Below are 20,704 nucleotides of genomic sequence, written 5' to 3' on the forward strand. Positions count from 1 at the left end.
AAAGCCCTCAACCGCATGACCCGTCTAGGTCGTGCGACCTATGAACGTGTCGCATAACGAACCGGGGAAAGGGGCAAATGCGGCCCAAGCGCTATTCGTGCAACGCGGTCGTACTTAACACGATTTCACGCACCTTTTTTGCCCGGGCGACAGACGGGTAGTAGGCCTGATTATCTTTGCTTTGCGGGAAATAGCCTGTGCTTTGCCACCTGTTTTTCAGTGGCTTGTGTTTCCACGGGCCAATCTAGGTTCTGGACCCTTTAAATCGGTTGCCATGACTTAGACTGCTTGGTTCAAGTGATCAGCCCCACTTGTGCTGCCAGTGGTTGATGGGCTCAAGTTTCAGTCTCAAGCAAAACCCGATGGCCTGGCGTCGCTCGGGTGGAACTGGCGGTTCGAGAAACCCGTCTTCGCAGGTGACACGATCTGGGCTGATCTGATCGTCGTCTCAAAACGCATTACGACATCGGGAAAACGCGGGATCATTGAATTTCAGTTTGATGTTTTCAATCAAGATGATCTGAGAGTTCAGCAGGGAACCAATGAGTTGATCTTTGATCTGCACCTTCATCAAGATTGATGTGCGGACATGTCGACATCACGGATGTGTCAAACTTTTTGAGCGGCCAGAAGCAGCGACTTACCGGGCACACCTATCCCGCAATCTCGGCAAATAGCCGATAGCCAGACCTCGTGGTATAAAAAAAGCCGCTTCGCGATTATTTTGGCGACCGCGATCCCGTTGGTTTTGCAGATCTCGATCAGTGGCGCGATGACTGCCGCAGGTATTTCTTCCATGAAGAGCTTGGTTGAGCGCTTCAGTTGGGCCATTACTCTGAGAGGACGGTGATCAGGAACGCGGTACACCATCTCAATGACCGAGAGCCGAACAGAGCGGTCATGTATTCATTGTCCAGGCCCTGTCCCATGTGTGAAGCGACGTTGGATTTCACCAAATATTCTACGGCCGGGAAATCAGGGTCTGCCAGGGTCAATCCGTTCGCAAGATATGTATCCAAGCCACAACAGAAATGGCTAACCAGACACCCGCGCGAAGGGTCATCGCACCAACGGTGCGCATCTCGTAGGCGTTGCCTTGCAACACATGAACGCCGAAGGCCAGGAAAACCAGAACGGTGGCTACCAGAATGCCTGTTGATATCCAGGCCGCTGACCGGTGCCGAAGAAACAGCCCAATACCGGCCACGACATAGGCGAACCCCGCCAGAAAGTTGAACCACAGCACGAAGGGCACCGCATCGCCAACGGCGGTGCGTGCTTCCTCGCCACCAAACAAGGCCCACCCGCCTGAGAAAACGGTCAACGCGCCGAAAACTAATGCTACGCTTGCCGCTACTTTCAGGGCGCGGTTGCCAAGGGTCGCATTTCTCATGTCACGCCCCCTTCCGTTCCATCAAGTAGGCCGTCGCGCAGGTGGAACAGCTTGTCGAACCGGTCATAAATCTTTTCATCATGCGTCACAGCAATGATGCAGGCGTCTTGCTCAGCCGCGAGCTTGCGCATCAAGTCCATCACGATCCCGGCCCGCTGGCTGTCAAGCGCCGCAGTTGGTTCATCTGCCAGAATGATGCGCGGGCTGTTGGCAAGGGCGCGTGCGATGGCCACACGCTGCGCCTCACCTCCGGACAGAAGCGCGGGCATCGCATCCCTGCGGTGACCGACCTCCAGATAGTCCAGCAGTTCGATAGCGCGCCTTTGCGCTTCGACCGTCGATTTTCCAGCCAGTTTCAGCACCAGGGCAACGTTTTCTTTGGCATCGAGAAATGGCAGAAGATTATGGAACTGAAAGATAAACCCGATCTTGTCGAGCCGTAGCTTGCGCAGATCGTTTCGCAGCCATTGCTTGTCGTAAACCACCTCATTGTCCAGCGTAACCTTCCCCGTACTCGGAGCAATGATGCAGCCAATGACATTCAGAAGCGTCGTTTTACCCGATCCAGACGGGCCGAGTAGTGCCACGACTTCGCCTGCCTGGACTGACAGATCAACACCCTTCAATGCGTCGACGCGAGCATCACCTTCGCCAAAGTGCTTGGAGACATTGGTAACATCTACAATCACGCGGCGCGGATCATTGAGCATGACGTCACCCTCCGATTGCCGTGGCCGGATCGACCTTGAGTGCGGCACGAACGCCAAGGCCGCTGGCGACGATGCAGACAACGAGTATGATCCCTGCCAAAGCGACGGCGTTGATCGGCTCCAACACAACCCGGCGGGGGAAGTAGTCCTTGACTAGCAGGATAAGGATCAGGCCGAAACTCCAGCCAACCGCACCAAGTGCAATGGATTGCTGCACGATCAGCCCGATGATCGTGCGGTCGGGGGCGCCGATCAGTTTGAGTGTGGCGATCTGCTTCAGCTTTTCCATGGTCATCGTGTAGATAATTAGCGCGATTACAACGGCTGAAACGGACAATAGAATGCCCAGAAACAAACCTATCTGCCGCTTTGCTCGATCCACCACAGACATTAGCAAGATAGACTCCTGATCGGCTTGTGTCAGGGCCCCAAGATGTTTCCATTGGCGCACCGACTGCGCCACTTCTTGCGGGTTTGCAAGCGGTTCAAGCCGCGCGATCACAGCCGCAACGCTGTCCTGACTTTCGAGCAACCCCGCGCCTCGTGCCTGCTGAATGCGTTGCGCCGACGGGGCCAGTTGCGTCTGTAGCACCTGCGCATCGCGTAAAGTGATGAACGCAGCCGGATCACCGGCGGAATTCATCGTATCCTCGACCAACCCGACCACAGTGAAAGGATCGCGGCCCAGTCGGATCACATCACCGACGGACAGTCCGGATTTGGCGTCTGCCACGATTTCGAAATGGGACTGGCTGATCCCACGCCCTACCGTGATTGCTTCGGGTCCACCGGGGTGACCTGGCTCGTATCCGATCACGTACAGGCGTAGCGTTTCGCCGCGAAAGGGCGCCTCGACGGTCTGGTATGTGATGCTGCCCGCTTCGGCCACACCATGCAATCGCCCCACGGCATCACGGGTTCCGTCAGGAATTTTTGAGGCTTCTGCAAACGGCCCGCGTGTACCAGTTTCAACAATCCAAAGATCTGCTCGCGGTGCTTTGACAATATTCAGCGCGTCTGCAACCAGTCCATTGTAAATACCAATCATTGCCAGCACGACCGCCATCAGGAGGCTGAGGCCGAGGCAAGTCAGAACGAAGCGGAACAGATTGTGACGCACATCGCGGTAGGCGAGGTTCATGGCGCATTCCTCTCGACGACCCGAACCATGCGCCCTTCAGACAGCCCTTTAACGGGTGCCAAGATGACCTGCGAGCCATTGGGAATACCACTAACCAGCTCGACCCGCGCATCCTCGGTCCGGTGCCCGAAAACTGCCGACACCTGATGCGCACGCCCATCCTGCGCGACCCAGATACGACCTTCATGCCCGTCAAAACCGGTTATTGCGATCTCTGGAACCAACATCGCTTCGACCAGCTCTGTCACTGTGATCCAAACTTCGGCCTGTTCGCCGAGAAAAACCTGTTCCGGGCACCGATTGCATGCAATCCAGACCCGGCGTTCTTCGTTCACCCGGTCGCTTTCTATACCGATCCGCGCGATCTTGCCGGTGAAGACCTTGTGCGGCAAAGACCGCAACCTCACTTCGGCAACTTGTCCGAGTTGCAGGCCCCCGGCCCGCTCCTCATCAATGTAGGCCAATGCCCAGACAGTGTTCGGGTCCACAAGAGTAAAGATAGGTTCACCAGCGACAACAACAGTACCTGCTTCGACATGACGCTCAACAACGACCGCGTCAAACGGTGCCCGCAACACATGATGATCAAGCAGTACACGCTCGTATTGCAGAACTGCCTTGGCGTCATTGTGCATGGATTGGGCAACCTCAACATCACTTTCTGCGACGGCCAGATCAGCGGCTGCAACATCGACATCCCGCTGCGCTTCTTCCGCAGCCTGAGTCGAGACGGCGTTGCGCCCGGCAAGTTCCTGCTGGCGCGCATTTGTCGACTGTCGCTGCGCAAGAATGGCACGCGCGCGGATCACATTTGCCTCAGCCTTGCCCAAGGTGGCCTCTGCGGCGGCAACCCCCGCTTTGGCGCGCGCGACTTTTGCTTGTTGTTCCGTCGGATGAAGCCGGGCAAGGACCTGCTCCGCTTTGATCGTATCACCACTGTCGACCGAAAGTTCTGTCAGCGTGGCACCAACTTCAAATCCAACATCTGAGACGATCCTGGCCTCGACCGTACCCAGCCCATAAACACGTACAGGGACATTCTGTTCAATTGCGGCCGCGGAAACACTGATCGGGCGCTCTGTAAGGACAAACCTGCCAAAGACTGCGAGGACGACAACAAGGCTGACACCCAGGATGATACGGCGGTTCATGGCGAAACCTCTGTACTTGCTATTCGGAATAGCCGCATCTGAGCATCGAGCAATCGGCGTCCTTCGGATTCCAATGCGAAGCCGCGTTTCCCCAAAGTCCAGCGGATCGCCAACCCTTGCACCAGCGAGACCAACAGTAGCGCTCCGTCTTCAGGCGGCAGGTCTGTGTCGAACAGGCCCGCTTTCTGCCCGTTGGTCAGCTCGATGGACAGCAATCCGACCAATTCAGCCATCAGCGTAAGAACAGATTGCCGGAGATCGTCGTTTTCTACCTGTAGCTCGCGCGAGAACAGAATGGACGGGATGGCAGGCATAGTCTCGATCTGGTGCAATTGTGCCAAGATCAACGCTTTGATCCGCTCTGCCGGATCGGCGGATGTCCTAAGCGCGTCACCCCATGCGGTTCGGAGGCGTTCAGAAATCTCTGCTGCCACCGCCAACCATAAATCCTGTTTGGTCGCGAAATGCCGAAAGATTGCGGGCTGCGTCAGCCCGACTGTATCAGCAACCGACTGCGTGGTCAGGCGATCTGGGCCCAACTCGTCCGCGAGACGCAGCATTGCCTGTACGATCTCGGTCTTGCGTTCATCTGCGGGCTTGCGTGCAGGCATTGGATATCATTTTGTTAGTGAGTAATAACTAACTATCTAAAACGAGATACACTTGCCGTCAAGCGCACCAGCATTTGATTTCGGCATCGGGGGCGGAAAGAATGGCTTGGCACCTGTTAGGAGCGATATGATCTACAGGAAAATAGCGGAAAGCACCCAATAACCGCGGGGCACCTAAAGACAAACTTCGTGAAAAACACGACATCAAGCCGCTTGGGATCGTCGCAAATAGGCCGCATAATCAAACCAGTCAGATGCGCCGGACCCTCTCTTAGAACAGATAGCCATCTGTACCAAAATCCCTGACGACGGACAACAGGTGGGGGTGAAGTTTGCGACAGATCCCGGCGGCAGTCAGTGTTTTAACAGAACACTGGACGCCGCGTTTGGCGGCATCAATCTGAAATCTCGACCAAATCGACCCAGCGGCTTTCTCGGGCGGATTTGAGAACGGCCTCGCAGAAACGCATTTCATAGTGACCGTCTTCAAATGTTGCCCACGTGCTGCCTTGCCCGCGCGTGCCTGCGCAAATGTCCAGATAAACGCTGTTAAAAAAGTTAAAAAAACTGTCCGCGAAGCCTTCGACATGGCCCGGAGGCAAAGTCGCGGCGCGGATCCCGGCTGCATTCATCAGGGTAAAATCACGCATCAATACCTGATTGGCGGCGTCGCGATGACCTATGAACAGATGATCCGGCTTTTCGCTGTCCCATGCCGCACTGGATTTGCTTCCGGCTATGTCCCAGACTAGGGAGTTCTTGCGTCCGAAATTGATCTGCGACGTCGTCATGACCCCCTTGGCGCCGCCCTCATACCGTATCAGGATTGCTGCGCTGTCGTCTGTATCAATCGCCACGGTCTCGGTTGCGCCACCTGCGTTTGAGAATGTTCCAACTGGCCCCATCGGACGCTGCCGCTCCGGTAGAAATGTCGTCAAATCCGCGAAAACGGATTTTGCCTTTAATCCTGTAATAAAGCCCGTCAAATCGACCCAGTGCGTGCCAATGTCGCCAACCGAACGCAGAACTCCTCCTGACTCGGCCCGCAATCGCCAGTTCCAGTCCGTTTGTTTCGCAAGCCAATCCTGATGGTAGTGGCCTGTGACAAGGCGGATATCGCCCAAATCCCCTTGGTTGACCATTTCGTGTGCGTGCTGGTTCAAGGGATAAAACCGGATATTGTAGCACACCGCGCAAATCTTACCGGACGCAGCCGACATTTCGACCATTTCAGCCGACTGCTGGCTGGTCATTGCTAGTGGTTTCTCGCAGATCACGTGCTTTCCGGCTCTGAGGATGGCCATGACCTGCGGATAATGCGCCTGGTTTGGGGAAGTTACGTGAACCACATCCACGCTATTATCGGCCAGCAACTCCTCCAAGGACGAGTATGCCTGTGCCACACCGAGTTCTGCGGCGCCGGCTGCGCCTCTTTCCGGAGATGAGCCAAGAACGCCAGCTATCTGCACACCCAAGCGGCGCAAGGTCTGCACGTGAACTGTTCCGATAAAACCCGTTCCAATGACTGCCGCACGAACCCCTGATAGGTTTGCCATGTAGCTCTCCTTTTGAATACCGAACACCGTTCATTGACCGGCATACGCGGAGTTAAGATATTCTCAACCAACAAAAAAGTTCTTGCCACTTGGTGCGGTTCACCGCAACAGACACCGGTAACTTCGGACTGCTTTTTGCTGTAAACTTGCGGGTTTCGCAAAGCTTCTGCGCGAATGAAGCCGCTCAAAGCAGTCTCTAGATCATTTGACCATGCGCCAAGCGGGCGATGTGTTCCATCGGGTCGCGCTGCTGGTCTCCGACCAACGTATACTGCCAGGGTCCGTCCTGCCAGAAGACGACAAGATACCCGTCCTCTTGTCGAAACCGAAATGATTGAGTTTGAGTTGTGTCGCCATGCGTGGCCATCAAACTTAACCGATCACCCTCTGCATTCTCGTACATAAATAAAGCTGAGGCTTGGTCTCCTGCGGGCAAAAGGCGTCCTCCAATCAGGGAAAACCCGGTTTCCCCAAGTTGCGGCGCGATAATGGCAGAGCCCAGACGATTGGAGAGCCAGGTTTGCAAGTGGTCTTTTTCCGCAGCGGCGACTTCCACAGGGTGAAGAACTTCAACGGCGAATAGAGAATGCGCCGCCTTTGCGTGTTGCGAAAACAATGCCAGATCGTCGGTTGTTCCACTGTTCCAAGGTTGCAAATAAGATCCCAAGCCGAATCCGACTGTAAAAACCGCGACCGAAGCAACCAGCCTCAAAGAGATTGGCGAAGGTGGCGTGGCCTGTTTCCGCAGACTTCGAAGATGTGCCGCAGAAGGTACAGGGACCGCCTTGTTTATCAGATCAGATTGACGCTGCATTGCACGAACGCGCGCTGCATCGTCCGGGTGACGGGCAAGGTGACGGTCAAGGCGTTCGCTCTCTTCCGGTGACAACTCACCGTCTATGCTACGCTGAACCAGGTCTTCGATGGATGGGGTGTGCGTCATTTCACGCTCCTGATCTTCACGGCGGTCGAAGCGTCCATTTCAGATTTGATTTTAGTACGCGCGCGCGAGATCCGCGACATCAGCGTACCCTTTGGAATGGACAAAGTTGTGGCCGCTTCGTCATAGCTTAACCCACCAATCACAACAGAAAGAAGGGCTTCTCGCTGATCTTGAGGAACAGAATCCAGCGCCTTCCAGACAGCCTTGAGTTCCAACCGTTCTTCGGCCGTGCTTGTTGTAGCTGCCAGCGTCGAAATGTTGTCGAGATCGACAGTGTTGAATCTAGCCTCTCGACGCCACCTGTCCCGATAGAGGTTCAACAATATTTTAGTGAGCCATGGTTTCAACGGCCGTCCCGGAAGCCATAGCAATCGTTTCCGAAGGGCGCGTTCAACACAATCCTGCACCAGATCATCCGCCGCATCCCGATCACGGGTCAGCGACCAGGCATAACGCCAAAGATCGGGAAGGCAGTTTTCAAGCTGGTTTTCAAATGACTGAAGCATGTACGTAAGCCGGGGGAGGAAACTTTCCCCCGGCACCAAGGTTCAGGGGCGTGCGATATGCCAAACACCTTTTACACCGTCCCCTGTCATGTCCCCAGGGTTTTCGTCTTTGAACCATAGGTAAAGCGGCTTTCCTTTGTAGGCGACCTGAACGCTGCCATCCTTGCGTTCAATCAGGCTGTAGCCTTTTTTCAGTTCCATGTTGGAATCACCCATCAGCGGCGGCCATTTGGCGGCACAGTCATCATAGCAATTCGAAACGCCTGTCTCGTCCTTGTCAAAGGTATAGAGCGTCATCTTGTGCGCATCCATCAGGAAGGTTTCTCCGTTGAGCTGGCCAGTTACGGCTGGCGCACCGGTGTGACCATCCGCAAATGAACCGGTTGCAGTCGCAACCAGCGCGACACCGGTAAAAGTGAGGGATTTTAGGGACATTGGATTCTCCGACTTTTTCAGGTCTGCCGGATGGCAGACAATACAACTACGAAGGCGCCTGGAAAAAATTCCCCAAAGTGAAACTTTTTTTGTGGCGTGTAGGCATTGTTGTGGTGGCTAAGCCAAAATCCGAGCCTACAGGAAAGGTCACCCATGTCCGGTTTGGGTACGAATAACCTGTATCTGTCGACAAGTGGACAAGCGCCTTAGGCCCGTGGGGCAGGGGGCTTCGTCACCTGACAGTGTCCCAAGTTTGGGTATGTAAGTAATGGCACGGCAGTCGCAGTTGTTTCAAAACGAAAGCACAGACGAGCTGATTGTATGCGCCCGGAACAATTTTCTCTCAGAAACTTCTGTCTCCGAGTTATCCAACTTGAACTAGAACACCGCCAAGGCTTAAACCTAGAATTTTCCGGGGAAAAGTCCGCATAAAAACCTTCGAACAAGGTTGACAGAGCGGCGGCGTGAAAATCCCTGCATATCGGTTAGGTAATTCACCCACATCCCCTCCAGCAAGGCGAGCGTTCCGCTGGTTGCGTCATCTACTAGGTTCGGGTCACGTCCGTTTTTAGGGGCTATCTCTTTGAACGCGGACCGCAAGGTTTCGACAAGTTTGTCATCCTGAGTGCTGCTGTAACGGGCGATACCTGGATGAGAGCTTGCGATACCCCGAAACGCATGCCAGATTTTTGTACTGCGCGGATTGAGCAGTGCTTCTGACAGGTCGGCCTCAATCACTGCCATAACACGGTCTTCGGGCGTTGCGCTCGCGCCCAGATCCGTCCTTCTGTCCATCTCGGCATAATACTCGGTGCTGAAATGCCGGGCGGCTGCGGTCAGCAAATTGTCCTTACCCCCGAAATGCAAATGGATCATTCCGCGCGACAGGCCGGAGCGCTCGCAGATTCGGCTGACCGAGGTATCGGTAACTCCAATATCGGCAATTGTGTCCAGAGTCGCGTCGATCAGTAGCTGTTTGTTGGCTTCCGGATCCCGCTTTGAACCGCGTTTTTGTTCCTTGGTGCTTTGCACTTTGTTCAATGTTACCAACCGTTTGTGAATGCCTCATAGAGGTAGATCAAAGGAATATTGACACGAAAGGCCTTTCTGGCGCAACATTTAATGGACGATCGTCCATTAGTAACTCGTGAATTTCGGGAAGGGAGGTTGGGTGATCATTCGCAGCGAAGCGTCCCGGGGATATACCCTCAGCGCGCCAGCCACGGCTTACGTGGGGTTTCTGGTCGCGGCGCCATTGTTGATCCTGATTGCCTATTCATTCTGGACCCAAACCTATGTGACGCTCGACAAGACACCGACGCTGAAGAATTACAGCGATGCGTTTGCGGATCCGCTGGTCCGTCACCTGATGCTTCGGTCGATCTGGATTGCCGGAGCGGTGACCGTAGTCACCGTCGCACTGGCCTATCCCATCGCGTATTTTATCGCGATAAAGGCCCAGAAAAAGACCATCTGGCTTCTGCTCATCACCATTCCATTTTGGTCCAGCTATTTGCTGCGCGTATTTGCCTGGAAACTCATTTTGGGTTTCAACGGCGTTATGAACTCTGCACTTCTGGCGCTGGGTCTGATCAGCGAGCCTCTCGACTTCCTGCTCTACAACGAATTCGCAGTCGTGCTGACGCTCGCTCATGCCTGGGCGCCATTTGCGATCCTGCCGATCTATGTCTCATTGCAGAAAATCGATCCCAGTCTGCTTGAGGCTGCAACAGATCTTGGGAACAGCCCCTTTCAACGTTTTATGCGGGTGACGCTGCCGCTGACGATCCCAGGTATCATTGCCGCTTGCCTGATCATCTTCATCCCTACAGTTGGTGATTATGTGACGCCGGCTCTGGTTGGTGGTTCAGATGGGAAGATGATCGCCAATCTTATTCAGGTGCAGTTCGGGGCCGCCAACAACTGGCCCCTTGGGGCTACGCTATCGCTGATCGCAATGCTGTCGGTGGGTTTTGTGGCCATCGTGTTTGTCATGTCCGCAACGCGGCTGGGGAGGCGGATCAGATGAGACGTCCTTCGACACTGACAGCCTATGCGTTCCTTTATCTGCTGTTTCTCTACCTGCCGGTTCTGTTCCTGCCCTTGTTCTCGTTCAACAGCGGCACAATCGTTGCGTTCCCGATCAAGGGCTGGACACTGGACTGGTATCGGAAGCTAGGCGAGCAGGACACGTTGATCCAGGCGCTTTGGAATTCGCTTGCCGTCGGAACTGTTGTTGCCCTTCTATCGACCGCCATGGGATTGTTCGCCGCCCGTGCCTTTGTTCGGTACCGTTTTCGGGGTCAACGCGCGGCAGAAGGTCTGGTGATGCTGCCTTTGGTGATCCCGGGCATAATCGTCGCCTCTTCAATGCTGGTCCTGTTTCTGTTTCTCGGTCTCAAGCCGTCTTTGCTGACCGTCATTCTGGGCCATACGTTTCTCGCGTTGCCGTTCTCTGTCTCGATCCTGAAGTCTGCCTTTGATGACTTCGACGCATCACTGGAGGAAGCATCTTACGATCTGGGCGTCGGTGTGTTCGAAACATTCCGTCGCGTGACGCTGCCGGTCGTTGCCCCCGGTATCGTAGCCAGTGTTTTGGTCACATTCACCGTCAGTTTCGATGAATTCGTCCTCGCCTTTTTCCTGTCCGGTAACCAGCCAACCCTGCCGGTTTATATCTGGAGCCAGATCCGTTTCCCCGCCAAGCTTCCAAATGTTTTGGCACTGGGGTCGATCCTGTTGCTAACCTCGGTTCTGCTTCTGGTTCTGGCTGAATACTTCCGCCGCCGTTCATCCGCATCTGAGGTCCGATGACAAACAGAAACATCATAGAGCTCAGGGATGTCGAAAAGCGCTACGGCACATTTGTGGCCGCGAGCGGCATAAACCTTGACCTCAGAGAGGGCGAGTTCTTTTCGCTCCTCGGTCCTTCGGGATGTGGCAAGACCACGGTTTTACGCATGATCGCGGGCTTTCAGGAACTTACCAGAGGGAAGGTGCTGATTGACGGTCAGGATATGGAAGGAGTGCCCGCCAACAAACGCCCGACGAACATGGTTTTCCAAAGCTACGCAATCTTTCCGCACCTCAATGTCGGGAATAACGTAGCCTACGGGTTGCGGGGCAAAGCGCCTAAGGCCGAGATCGATCAGCGCGTCGCCGAAGCCTTGGAAATGGTCGAACTGGGTGGTCTTCAGGATCGCGGCGCAAGCGAGTTATCGGGCGGGCAACGTCAAAGGGTGGCGCTTGCCCGCGCGCTGATCATGCGGCCAAAGGTGTTGCTTTTGGATGAACCCTTGTCAGCGCTTGACAAGAAGCTGCGTGAACAGATGCAGTTTGAAATGCGCAATCTGCAACAGTCGCTTGGCATTACCTTTGTGATGGTCACGCATGATCAGTACGAAGCGATGACCATGTCCGACCGTATCGGCGTGATGTTCAACGGGCAACTCAAGCAGGTGGACACGCCAACAACGCTTTATGCCCGTCCCTGTGATCAGCAAGTGGCCCGCTTCATCGGTGAGATGAACATATTGCCGGCCCGGTTGCTGGACGAAAGCGGTGACACGTTGTCAATCGATGCGGCTGCCTTCGGGCGGATGGAAATCGAAAGAAATCCCAATGTGGCGACCAGCGCCAGAAACATGAATATCGGTATTCGGCCGGAACAGCTGGAGATTGCTGCGGACCGGCCTGAAGACTACCCATCAACGGTTCAAGGCACTGTCAGCAACGTCGCCTTCTACGGTGAAAATATTCACTACCACATTCAGGTGGCAGGAGCCGAGAAACCAATCTCGGTCTCGGTTCCAAACTATTTTCACACGGTCGATTTCAAACGTGGCGACACCGTTTGGCTGGGGCTTCAGGCGGCCAGTGTGATCGATCTTGGTACGAATTCGGAATAAAACAGAGGGAGGATAGAATGAAACTTCAGGGAATTGCGGCCTTCGCATGTGCGACGGCGTTAACGACAGGCGGTGCCAGTGCAGGTGGCGCTGATCTGACGGTTTTTGACTGGTCGGGATATGAAGATCCTGGGTTCTTTGCCAGTTACATGGAAAAATACGGGGACGAAGCACCAAGCTATTCCTATTTCGGAAGCCAGGAAGAAGCCTTTACCAAGCTGAGTTCCGGTTTTACCGCTGATCTGGCACATCCTTGTTCCGACGCTGTCAGAAAATGGGTCGCAGCTGATCTGATTCAGCCTTTGGACGAAAGCAAGCTGACCAATTGGGCGGATGTGCTGCCCGAGATCAAAGAGGTCGACGCCATCGTTCTGGACGGCCAGCTTTACATGCTGCCGTTTGAATGGGGGAACACGGGCCTTATCTATCGCACCGACAAGATCTCGGGGGATGACATCTCGCTGCAACTGATGGCGGACCCGGCCTTTGCGGGCAAAATCGCCATCCCGGATGCCGCATCGTCTGCTTATGCCCTGGCCGCGCTGGCCACCGGAAACGCGGATGACTACACCAACCTGAGCGATGAGCAATTCAAGGAAGCATCGGATTTCCTGCGCTCGATCCATCCGAACATGCGCTTTTACTGGTCCGATGCGGGTCAGTTTGACCAGGCCATGACCAGTGGCGAGATCGAAATGGGTTGGGCCTGGAACCAGTCCGAACTGAACCTGATCTGGAACGAAGTGCCCGCGGCCATGATGCGCAACGTGGACAAGGGCATCGCGACCTGGGCGTGTGGCTATGTGCATCTGAAATCGTCCACGACACCGGTCGATCAGGTCTATGACCTTTTGAACGCGCTTACGGACCCTGCCAGTGGTCAGTACATCATCGACAACTGGGGCTACCCGCATTCCAACGCAAAAGCGTTTGAAATCGCCGATCAGGCCAATATCGAAGCCTATGGTTTTTCCGATCCCAAAAGCTTCTTCGAAGGCAGCTTGTTTTTTGATGCTGTGAACCCCGAGCTTGAGGCGAAGATGCTGGCCGAATTCGAGCGGATCAAAGCCGGCTTCTAACACAACCCATCATCCGGGGCCTAAGGGCTCCGGAACCCAACTACAGGAAAACGCGTGATTATGTCGAACGCGAACCCATATGCTCTGCTTTTTGAACCGGTCCAGATCGGGCCGGTGACAGCCAGAAACCGCTTTTATCAGGTGCCGCATTGCACCGGGATGGGGCATCTCAGGCCGCGGGCGGACGCTGCCGTGCGGGGAATGAAAGCAGAAGGTGGCTGGGCCGTGGTGTCCAATCAGGAGACCGAGATTCATCCGACCTCGGATTTGTCCCCGTTCCCAGAAGGGCGACTGTGGGATGCGCGCGATGTGCCTGCGCTGCGTCTGATGACGGATGCGGTGCATGCACATGGTGCGTTGGCGGCCATCCAACTGGTTCATAACGGCAACCATGCGCAAAACCTGCTGACCCGCGCTCCGGTTCTTGCACCGTCCGAAATGTCTGTGGATACGACGCAACCAAAGCACGCGCAAGCCATGGACAAGGCTGATATTAGGGAACTTCGCCGCTGGCACCGCGACGCGGCCCTGCGCGCGAAAGAGGCCGGGTTTGACATCGTTTATGTCTATGCCGGGCACAACATGACATTGGCACAGCATTTCATGCTGCCCCATATGAACCAGCGCAGCGATGAATATGGGGGGTCGCTTGAAAATCGTGTGCGGCTGACCCGTGAACTGCTGGAAGACACCCACGATGCCATAGGCGACAGCTGTGCCGTGGCGTTCCGCTTTGCCATTGACGAGATGATGGGCGCCGACGGTATGCAGGCGGCAGAAGAAGGCCGCGCCATTGTCGAGCTATTGGCCGATCTTCCCGACCTGTGGGACGTGAATGTGGCGGATTGGTCCAATGACAGCGCAACGACCCGTTTCCAGCCCGAAGATGGTTATCAGAACGCGTTTCTGTCTCACGTCAAACAGATCACCCGAAAACCTGTTGTTGGCGTTGGCCGACTGACGTCCCCGGACATGATGCTGTCGGTGGTCAAAAAGGGAATTGTCGACCTTATCGGTGCCGCGCGGCCATCCATTGCGGACCCTTTCATACCAAAAAAGATCGAGGAAGGCAGGATCGACGAAATCCGCGAATGCATCGGCTGCAATATCTGCGTGTCGTCGGACAATCTGGGTGTTCCGATCCGCTGCACACAAAACCCAACGATGGGCGAGGAATGGCGCCGCGGCTGGCACCCCGAGATCATTGAGCCGAAAAAAAGCGAGGCAGAAGTGCTGGTCATCGGTGGCGGACCTGCGGGGCTGGAATGCACCATGCAATTGGCACGGCGCGGGTATCAGGTGACACTGGCCGAGGCCTCGACCGAATTTGGTGGACGGGTTGGCAGGGAAAGCAGACTTCCCGGCCTCGCCGCCTGGTCGCGGGTGGTTGACTATCGCCTGAACGATCTGAAGCAGCGGGCCAACGTACAGTTGTTCACGGACAGCAAGCTCGAAGCCGGACAAGTCTCCGAGCTTGGCATCGAACATGTCTTTGTCGCAACCGGCAGCTATTGGCGCGCAGATGGCGTGGGTCGCAACACGCAGCGCCGCCTGCCCACGGTCATGCCGGGTGCCAAGGTGCTGACGCCTGATGAGATCATGAATGGGGTTCTGCCCCCGGGCGGCCCGGTGATGATCTATGATGATGACCACATCTATCTGGCGGGAGTGATTGCCGAGAAACTGGCGACTGCCGGATATCAGGTCATTTTTGCCACGCCAGAGAGTTTGGTTTCGGCCTACGCCGTTCATACTTTGGAACAGTCCCGCATCCAGGCCCGTATGATCGAACTGGGGGTGGATATCCGCTGCAATGAGGTGCTTACGGCGGTTCAGGGCGGCGCGGTGCGGATCGGCTGTGTCTTTACCGGCCGCGAAATTGAAATCCCGTGCGCCTCAACGGTTCTGGTGACCGAGCGCAAGCGTGAAACTGCCCTTTTCGACAGCCTGAAGGGGGCCGGTTTGAAAACCCTTGACCTCATTGGTGATGCCGCGTCGCCGGGATTGATCGCAGACGCGGTTTTTGCCGGCCATCGCGCCGCCCGCGATTTCGAGCGCCCAAAGGCCGATGCAGACAAAGACTGGTTTCGCCGTGAGATTATTGATTTGGCAGAGGATGCGACATGAACAGCACCAATGAAACAACCCGTTCACGTCGTCGCGGGGGCGGCGGGCGCGCAGCGCGTCTGAAGGTACAACAGACGACCACGGGTAACGAAGCCGTACGCGGGGGTCTGAGCGGCGGACGCTATAGACCTCTGACTCAAATCGATATGGAGAACATCCATCATGCAGCCCTGACCGTTCTGGAACAAACCGGTATTACCGACCATTTCCCGGAGTTGCTTGAGCTGGTGCTTCCCAAAGGTGCTATGTTGAGTGACCTCAACCGGCTGTGCTTTCCACGCGCCCTGATGGAAGACATCCTGGCTGGTGCTGCCAAGGAGTTTTATGTCTATGCCCGCGGAGAGCGTGAAGGCAAAGACGACATGCATTGTTCGGCAGAGAGCGTTTACTTCGCCAACTCTGGAACCGCCGTGACAACATTCGATGCCAAAACCAAAACCTATCGTCCGTCGGTTCTGCGTGATGTTTATGATTTCACCCGCCTGGTAGACCGTTTGGAAAACATTCACATGCTGGGCGACACGGTTCTGGCGACGGATGTGACCGATGATTTCACCCATGACATGAACACCATTTACGCCATGCTTGCAGGCAGCCAAAAACCCGCCTGCCTGACATTCCGCGACCGCAGCCACATTCCACATGCCATCCGCATGTTTGACCTGGCTCAGGGCGGCGAGGGGGCTTTCCTGAAAAAGCCAAGCGTCATATTCGGCGGCTGCCCCATTGTTTCCCCTCTGCGGGTCGGCAAGGAAAACATGGAAATCTTGATCGATACGGCCAAGCTGGGCCTGACTGTTGATCTGGCCGTGCCGCCTCAAGCCGGGGCCACGGCTCCGGCGACGCTTGCGGGAACACTGGTTCAAACCGTCGCCGAAACACTTGCCTGCGTCGCCATCGTCAACCTGATCACGCCGGGTTGCCCTATCTGCTTTGCGGCCTGGCCTTTCATAACGGACCTGCGCAGCGGGTCTTTCACCGGCGGCAGTGGTGAACAGGCGCTGATTGGTGCCGCAGCAATTCAGATGGGCAACTTTTACGGCCTTCCCACTTCGGTGGGTGCAGGTATGACCGATGCAAAAATACCTGATGCACAATACGGGTTGGAAAAGGCGCTGACCTTTACCCTTGCAGCGCATGCCGGCGCCAATCGCCTGTGCGAGTTTGGTGGTATGATCGGTAGTCTTATGGGATGCAGCTTTGAAAGCATGGTCATCGATGACGAAGCCGGCGGCATGATCCTGCGATCGTTGCGCGGGATAGAGGTTACCGATGAAACCATGGCGGTGGATGTGATTCACCAATGTGCCATAGATCCGGGTCATTTCCTCGGCAATCCGCACACGCTGAGCTATATGAACAGCGAATTCGTCTACCCTCAGCTTATGGACCGAGAGCGTACGGACACTTGGGAGAACGAGGGGAAAACGGATCTTCTGGACCGCGCCCGCGACAAGGCGAATTCCATCCTCGACAGCCATTTCCCCAACTATTTTGGCGCCTTGGACGCTCGGGTACGCGAAGAATTTCCCATTGTGTTAAGCGCGGAAAGCATGGCGCGCCATGGATAATTCCAACGTAAAGCAATGGGACAACGACCACTTCCTGCACCCGTGGGAAGGGATGGAGGCTTTGGGTGAAAACGACCGCACCTTTATCGAAGGTGCCAGCGGCATTCATCTGATAAACGAAAAAGGTGCACGCCTGATCGACGGACCGGGGGGCATGTGGTGCACCCAGATTGGGTATGGACGCGCGGAAATGGCCGAAGCAATGGCCGAGCAAGCCCGGAACCTTGCCTATTTCTCGCCCTTCAACAACACAAACTCGACTGCGGCACAGTTTGCCCGCGAAATCGCCAAACGTGCGCCGGGTGACCTGAATAATGTCTTCTTTACAACCGGCGGTTCCACTGCGGTTGATACTGCCATCCGGTTTGTCCATTTCCGCAACAACCTAATGGGTTGGCCAGAGAAAAAGAAAATCATTTCAAGGCAAAAAGCCTATCACGGAAGCACATATCTGGCGGCCAGCGTCAGTGGGAAGGAACGTGACAGGCTCTGGCTCGACAAGGCCGACGACCTGGCGCATTTCCTGCCGGACGTGAACCCGCTTTACCGCGCGCCCGGTCAAAGCGATGAAAGCTTTCTGAACGAGAAAGTTGCCGATCTCGAAAACGCCATTGTGGCACTTGGCCCGGAAAATGTTGCCGCTTTTATCGCCGAACCGGTTTTGGCCTCGGGCGGCGTCATCGTACCACCAATTGGGTATCACGCACGCTGCCTGAACATCTGCAGGAAGTATGATGTCTTGTATATTTCCGACGAGGTCGTGACGGCTTTCGGTCGTTTGGGTCATTGGTTCGCCTCCGAGGCTGTCTTTGGCATTCAGCCTGACATAATCACCTGTGCCAAAGGAATGACATCCGGGTATGCGCCGATGGGGGCCGCGATTATTTCTGACAGGTTGATTGCGGATGTTGCGGGAAAAGATGCCACCTTTTCGAATGGCTATACCTATTCGGGCCATCCGGTCAGCGCGGCTGCCGGGTTGAAAAACATCGAGATTATCGAGCGGGAAAGGATACTCGAACACGTTCGAAAAGTCGGCCCGGTTTTTCAGGATCAGTTACAGCAGTTGCGCCAGATTGACATCGTGGCCGATGCGCGTGGGATGGGATTGATGGGGTGTGTTCAGTGCTCAGTCGATGGCGATCCCCAGAGCGAGCTGGGGCGCGACTATGAGATTGGCAGCCGTATCGATATGGAATGCCAGAAACGCGGTCTGCTTGTTCGACCCGTGATCAACATGTGTGTTCTTTCGCCGCCCCTCATCATTACACAAGGCGAAATCGAGCATATGTTTACTATCCTGCGGCAAGGGCTAGAAGCGACATCCGAATGGCTCGGCAGAATCAGTGGCCGGTGACTGGTGTGGGCTGTTTCTGTAATAATCTGGAGATCGGGTAATATAGCGGCATTTCGATCTTAGGGATTGCCAAGTTCATTTTTCGCTTAGGAATTGGCGTATTTGCACTGTCAGAACGATTACGGCATCCTAGCATTGGGTCCAGCGATAGAGCGTTTCGGGTCGATCAGTATAATCCTTTGGTTTTGTCGTGCACGCCACTACAGGACCGGCCATTTTGTCCGGAAAGATCCCAAACAAGGCCAGTGGAAGAATGGTGAATTTGCGGTACATCAAGACAGTGGATACATGTTTAACCTCGGGACAGCGTAATCAAGAGAATTCCCAGTGCGATCAGGCTGGCCCAGCCGATACGGTGCAGAAAGCGGGATTCCTTGAGGATGATCGCTGCGAGGGTCACCGAAACCGGGATTGATGCTTGCCGGACCGCGCTGACTGTGGCGGCCTCAGCCCCAAGCTGAAAAGCGGTTAGGATGAACAGGTAGGACAGATAGGACACGATCCCGGCAAATGCGATCCGCACCGGTGCCTGTGCCCAGCCCCGCACGACCCCCAGGAACGGGGCTGACAAGTGGCGATCTTCCCAGGCCCTGATGCCAGCAAGCAGCGGTGTCACCAGAATATAGGTGAAAAACAGGAAAGGTGCCGGATTGGTCAGCTTCATCGCTTGGGCATCGCTTAGCGAATAAGCGGCAGATCCCAGCATCGCCATACTTGCCAGCGCGAATGCTTTGTGATCATGCAGCAGCCCGCCAGGCGCCTTCTGAATCATCAGGCTGCCTAGCAGGACCAATGCGATCCCCAGCAGGGTGAACCACGAGTAATGCTGATCAAGGGCCAGCCAGCTGAAGGCGACAATGGCAATCGGCGACGAACGGATAATCGGATAATAAACCGACAGGTTCCCACGTCTCAGGGCCGACAATGTGCCGTAGTAATAGAAGGTCAAACCAAGGGCTGAGATTGCGACAAAGGGCCAGGTCTCAAGCGACAGGCTCAATTCCTGACCCATGACCAGCGTATGAACCGCCGCCAGAATCACCCAGGTCAGAGACACTCCGACATAGCACGACACCGGATGCGCAACCCCTTTCAGCGTAAGGTCGCGCAATGGGTGGGTTGCCGCCGAAACCAGAACCAATGCGATCCAATAGGCTTCCATACCTCAGGTCTGATGCAATGGGTTGCGTTGCAGGAAAGTGTTGAAATGCACCGTCAGCTGATCCTCGGCGATCTGTACGACACCGTAAGCCGGAGGTTCGTCGCAGAACTCGCCATCGACACTGGCCGCATTCAACGGAATCTGATGGTTGAGACTGGGCAGGCTGGTAAATGGAATGCCGCGCCAGTTCACATAGGTCATGCGGTGCACATGGCCGTAAAACACATGCCGAATGTTGCGCCCGTGTTTGAGGGCGTCAGCAAAGGCGTCCGCCTCGACCAGCCTGATCTCGTCCACAAGGGGAATGCCAAGGTCAAAGGGCGGGTGGTGCAGGAACACATAGGTTGGCTTGTCCTCGGCTTGGGTCAGTTGCTGCCTGAGCCAGTCCAGCCGGGCAGGGCAAAGCTGCCCTTCATGCACATCGCGCCCGTCTTTGGTTGAATCGAGAAACAAGAAAACCCCCTCATCCGTTTCGAACCGATGCTGGACAAACCCGTTGGCATCCTTTGGATGATCCGGGAAGATCGATTGGAAAACAGTTCTGTCGTCGTGATTTCCAATCAGCAGAAAAGAGCGGAGCGGAAATGCGGCCAGTTTCGCCTTGAGCGCCCGATAGGCCTCATCCTCGGCAAATTCAGCCAAATCGCCAGAGATGACACAGAACGCCGCATCGGAATGGCACCGAACGATATCGTCCAAACAGGCGTCCAGCCGCTGGGATGGAAAGCCGCCGTTTAGCGGGCCGGAGTCGCGGACGAGGTGTATGTCAGTGATGTGAATGAATTTCATCAGCCCTTTTCCCCGAGTATTGCAAGAAATAAGGTATCGACGAAGTTTGCCGATCACACGGATTTAGTAAGAAATTCACTGGGTTCACTCGCTCATACGCGACAAGGTTTGCAGTCGTACACGACAGAGTTCGCGAAACTTCCCCCAAATGATGTGAAGCCGTAGTCCAGATAATCCGGCCGTATCGCTGTCGCGGGTACGCAAGTCTGAAACGGGCGCGGTACCGTGCCTAAACGAACATGTGGAACCCGGGCAGTTTTGCTTA

General features: G+C 55.4%; 21 protein-coding genes. 8 read left to right on the plus strand and 13 right to left on the minus strand.

Translation table 11 applies throughout. The annotated features are described in order from the left end of the window. The first annotated feature begins 313 nt into the window (after window positions 1-313). Complete coding sequence (locus ACR0BF_RS18570) at window positions 314-580, plus strand: hotdog family protein (RefSeq protein WP_480625515.1); 267 nt, start codon at window positions 314-316, stop codon at window positions 578-580. 29 nt (window positions 581-609) lie between these two features. On the opposite strand, the gene ACR0BF_RS18575 is transcribed toward ACR0BF_RS18570, so the two are convergent. The 11 genes from ACR0BF_RS18575 to ACR0BF_RS18625 all read right to left on the minus strand — a co-directional run bounded on the left by ACR0BF_RS18575 (window position 610) and on the right by ACR0BF_RS18625 (window position 9,478). Next, complete coding sequence (locus ACR0BF_RS18575) at window positions 610-831, minus strand: hypothetical protein (RefSeq protein WP_480520747.1); 222 nt, start codon at window positions 829-831, stop codon at window positions 610-612. 160 nt (window positions 832-991) lie between these two features. Beyond that, window positions 992-1,393: a hypothetical protein gene (locus tag ACR0BF_RS18580; RefSeq protein WP_480520745.1), complete on the minus strand. Its 402-nt coding sequence runs from the start codon at window positions 1,391-1,393 to the stop codon at window positions 992-994. Then, window positions 1,390-2,103 (minus strand): ABC transporter ATP-binding protein, encoded by a 714-nt coding sequence (locus ACR0BF_RS18585; protein ID WP_480625516.1) that lies wholly within the window; start codon window positions 2,101-2,103, stop codon window positions 1,390-1,392. The genes ACR0BF_RS18580 and ACR0BF_RS18585 overlap by 4 nt, the downstream gene beginning before the upstream one ends. A 4-nt stretch (window positions 2,104-2,107) precedes the next feature. Then, window positions 2,108-3,244 (minus strand): ABC transporter permease, encoded by a 1,137-nt coding sequence (locus ACR0BF_RS18590; protein ID WP_480625517.1) that lies wholly within the window; start codon window positions 3,242-3,244, stop codon window positions 2,108-2,110. Next, complete coding sequence (locus ACR0BF_RS18595) at window positions 3,241-4,395, minus strand: efflux RND transporter periplasmic adaptor subunit (RefSeq protein WP_480625518.1); 1,155 nt, start codon at window positions 4,393-4,395, stop codon at window positions 3,241-3,243. Before ACR0BF_RS18595 ends, ACR0BF_RS18590 begins: the two co-directional genes overlap by 4 nt. Continuing rightward, window positions 4,392-5,006, minus strand: coding sequence for a TetR/AcrR family transcriptional regulator (locus ACR0BF_RS18600; protein ID WP_480625519.1), 615 nt, complete (start codon window positions 5,004-5,006; stop codon window positions 4,392-4,394). The genes ACR0BF_RS18595 and ACR0BF_RS18600 overlap by 4 nt, the downstream gene beginning before the upstream one ends. A 395-nt stretch (window positions 5,007-5,401) precedes the next feature. Beyond that, complete coding sequence (locus tag ACR0BF_RS18605) at window positions 5,402-6,562, minus strand: Gfo/Idh/MocA family protein (RefSeq protein WP_480625520.1); 1,161 nt, start codon at window positions 6,560-6,562, stop codon at window positions 5,402-5,404. Window positions 6,563-6,758: 196 nt separating this feature from the next. After that, window positions 6,759-7,505 (minus strand): anti-sigma factor family protein, encoded by a 747-nt coding sequence (locus ACR0BF_RS18610; protein ID WP_480625521.1) that lies wholly within the window; start codon window positions 7,503-7,505, stop codon window positions 6,759-6,761. After that, window positions 7,502-8,047 carry an RNA polymerase sigma factor gene (locus ACR0BF_RS18615; protein WP_480625522.1) on the minus strand — a complete coding sequence of 182 codons (546 nt, stop codon included), beginning with the start codon at window positions 8,045-8,047 and terminating at the stop codon, window positions 7,502-7,504. Before ACR0BF_RS18615 ends, ACR0BF_RS18610 begins: the two co-directional genes overlap by 4 nt. A 6-nt stretch (window positions 8,048-8,053) precedes the next feature. Next, window positions 8,054-8,446: a COG4315 family predicted lipoprotein gene (locus tag ACR0BF_RS18620; RefSeq protein WP_480555775.1), complete on the minus strand. Its 393-nt coding sequence runs from the start codon at window positions 8,444-8,446 to the stop codon at window positions 8,054-8,056. A gap of 402 nt (window positions 8,447-8,848) precedes the next feature. Next, window positions 8,849-9,478 (minus strand): TetR family transcriptional regulator C-terminal domain-containing protein, encoded by a 630-nt coding sequence (locus ACR0BF_RS18625; protein WP_480477774.1) that lies wholly within the window; start codon window positions 9,476-9,478, stop codon window positions 8,849-8,851. Window positions 9,479-9,617: 139 nt separating this feature from the next. Between ACR0BF_RS18625 and ACR0BF_RS18630 the strand changes: the two genes are divergently transcribed. Genes ACR0BF_RS18630 through ACR0BF_RS18660 form a run of 7 tightly spaced genes read left to right on the plus strand, consistent with a single transcriptional unit; the run spans window position 9,618 to window position 18,488 of the window. Further along, window positions 9,618-10,475 (plus strand): ABC transporter permease, encoded by an 858-nt coding sequence (locus ACR0BF_RS18630; RefSeq protein WP_480608037.1) that lies wholly within the window; start codon window positions 9,618-9,620, stop codon window positions 10,473-10,475. Further along, window positions 10,472-11,260 carry an ABC transporter permease gene (locus ACR0BF_RS18635; protein WP_480588105.1) on the plus strand — a complete coding sequence of 263 codons (789 nt, stop codon included), beginning with the start codon at window positions 10,472-10,474 and terminating at the stop codon, window positions 11,258-11,260. The genes ACR0BF_RS18630 and ACR0BF_RS18635 overlap by 4 nt, the downstream gene beginning before the upstream one ends. After that, window positions 11,257-12,354: an ABC transporter ATP-binding protein gene (locus tag ACR0BF_RS18640; protein ID WP_480608040.1), complete on the plus strand. Its 1,098-nt coding sequence runs from the start codon at window positions 11,257-11,259 to the stop codon at window positions 12,352-12,354. Before ACR0BF_RS18635 ends, ACR0BF_RS18640 begins: the two co-directional genes overlap by 4 nt. A 17-nt stretch (window positions 12,355-12,371) precedes the next feature. Next, window positions 12,372-13,433 carry an ABC transporter substrate-binding protein gene (locus ACR0BF_RS18645; RefSeq protein ID WP_480608043.1) on the plus strand — a complete coding sequence of 354 codons (1,062 nt, stop codon included), beginning with the start codon at window positions 12,372-12,374 and terminating at the stop codon, window positions 13,431-13,433. A 60-nt stretch (window positions 13,434-13,493) separates the two neighbouring features. Continuing rightward, window positions 13,494-15,560 carry an FAD-dependent oxidoreductase gene (locus tag ACR0BF_RS18650; RefSeq protein ID WP_480625523.1) on the plus strand — a complete coding sequence of 689 codons (2,067 nt, stop codon included), beginning with the start codon at window positions 13,494-13,496 and terminating at the stop codon, window positions 15,558-15,560. Then, entirely contained in the window at window positions 15,557-17,131 is a 1,575-nt protein-coding gene (locus tag ACR0BF_RS18655) for a trimethylamine methyltransferase family protein (protein ID WP_480555785.1), read from the plus strand. Before ACR0BF_RS18650 ends, ACR0BF_RS18655 begins: the two co-directional genes overlap by 4 nt. Then, on the plus strand, window positions 17,124-18,488 hold the full coding sequence (locus ACR0BF_RS18660) for an aminotransferase (protein ID WP_480555787.1): 1,365 nt from the start codon (window positions 17,124-17,126) through the stop codon (window positions 18,486-18,488). The genes ACR0BF_RS18655 and ACR0BF_RS18660 overlap by 8 nt, the downstream gene beginning before the upstream one ends. Window positions 18,489-18,780: 292 nt before the next feature. On the opposite strand, the gene ACR0BF_RS18665 is transcribed toward ACR0BF_RS18660, so the two are convergent. Both ACR0BF_RS18665 and ACR0BF_RS18670 read right to left on the minus strand, forming a co-directional pair. Then, the gene (locus ACR0BF_RS18665; protein ID WP_480625524.1) at window positions 18,781-19,650 is read right to left on the minus strand and encodes an EamA family transporter; all 870 of its coding nucleotides are present in this window, start codon (window positions 19,648-19,650) and stop codon (window positions 18,781-18,783) included. A 3-nt stretch (window positions 19,651-19,653) separates the two neighbouring features. Continuing rightward, on the minus strand, window positions 19,654-20,439 hold the full coding sequence (locus tag ACR0BF_RS18670; protein ID WP_480483499.1) for a phosphodiesterase: 786 nt from the start codon (window positions 20,437-20,439) through the stop codon (window positions 19,654-19,656). Between the last annotated feature and the right edge of the window lie 265 nt (window positions 20,440-20,704).

It is taken from the genome of Ruegeria sp. AG7 (genome assembly GCF_056541545.1).

What these genes read in the sequence shown, in the direction of transcription:
- ACR0BF_RS18575 (WP_480520747.1), bottom strand. Translation starts at nt 831, where the DNA reads ATGGCCCAACTGAAGCGCTCAACCAAGCTCTTCATGGAAGAAATACCT.
- ACR0BF_RS18600 (WP_480625519.1), bottom strand. Translation starts at nt 5,006, where the DNA reads ATGCCTGCACGCAAGCCCGCAGATGAACGCAAGACCGAGATCGTACAG.
- ACR0BF_RS18595 (WP_480625518.1), bottom strand. Translation starts at nt 4,395, where the DNA reads ATGAACCGCCGTATCATCCTGGGTGTCAGCCTTGTTGTCGTCCTCGCA.
- ACR0BF_RS18610 (WP_480625521.1), bottom strand. Translation starts at nt 7,505, where the DNA reads ATGACGCACACCCCATCCATCGAAGACCTGGTTCAGCGTAGCATAGAC.
- ACR0BF_RS18650 (WP_480625523.1), top strand. Translation starts at nt 13,494, where the DNA reads ATGTCGAACGCGAACCCATATGCTCTGCTTTTTGAACCGGTCCAGATC.
- ACR0BF_RS18585 (WP_480625516.1), bottom strand. Translation starts at nt 2,103, where the DNA reads ATGCTCAATGATCCGCGCCGCGTGATTGTAGATGTTACCAATGTCTCC.
- ACR0BF_RS18590 (WP_480625517.1), bottom strand. Translation starts at nt 3,244, where the DNA reads ATGAACCTCGCCTACCGCGATGTGCGTCACAATCTGTTCCGCTTCGTT.
- ACR0BF_RS18660 (WP_480555787.1), top strand. Translation starts at nt 17,124, where the DNA reads ATGGATAATTCCAACGTAAAGCAATGGGACAACGACCACTTCCTGCAC.
- ACR0BF_RS18620 (WP_480555775.1), bottom strand. Translation starts at nt 8,446, where the DNA reads ATGTCCCTAAAATCCCTCACTTTTACCGGTGTCGCGCTGGTTGCGACT.
- ACR0BF_RS18655 (WP_480555785.1), top strand. Translation starts at nt 15,557, where the DNA reads ATGAACAGCACCAATGAAACAACCCGTTCACGTCGTCGCGGGGGCGGC.
- ACR0BF_RS18605 (WP_480625520.1), bottom strand. Translation starts at nt 6,562, where the DNA reads ATGGCAAACCTATCAGGGGTTCGTGCGGCAGTCATTGGAACGGGTTTT.
- ACR0BF_RS18670 (WP_480483499.1), bottom strand. Translation starts at nt 20,439, where the DNA reads ATGAAATTCATTCACATCACTGACATACACCTCGTCCGCGACTCCGGC.
- ACR0BF_RS18635 (WP_480588105.1), top strand. Translation starts at nt 10,472, where the DNA reads ATGAGACGTCCTTCGACACTGACAGCCTATGCGTTCCTTTATCTGCTG.
- ACR0BF_RS18580 (WP_480520745.1), bottom strand. Translation starts at nt 1,393, where the DNA reads ATGAGAAATGCGACCCTTGGCAACCGCGCCCTGAAAGTAGCGGCAAGC.
- ACR0BF_RS18645 (WP_480608043.1), top strand. Translation starts at nt 12,372, where the DNA reads ATGAAACTTCAGGGAATTGCGGCCTTCGCATGTGCGACGGCGTTAACG.
- ACR0BF_RS18665 (WP_480625524.1), bottom strand. Translation starts at nt 19,650, where the DNA reads ATGGAAGCCTATTGGATCGCATTGGTTCTGGTTTCGGCGGCAACCCAC.
- ACR0BF_RS18640 (WP_480608040.1), top strand. Translation starts at nt 11,257, where the DNA reads ATGACAAACAGAAACATCATAGAGCTCAGGGATGTCGAAAAGCGCTAC.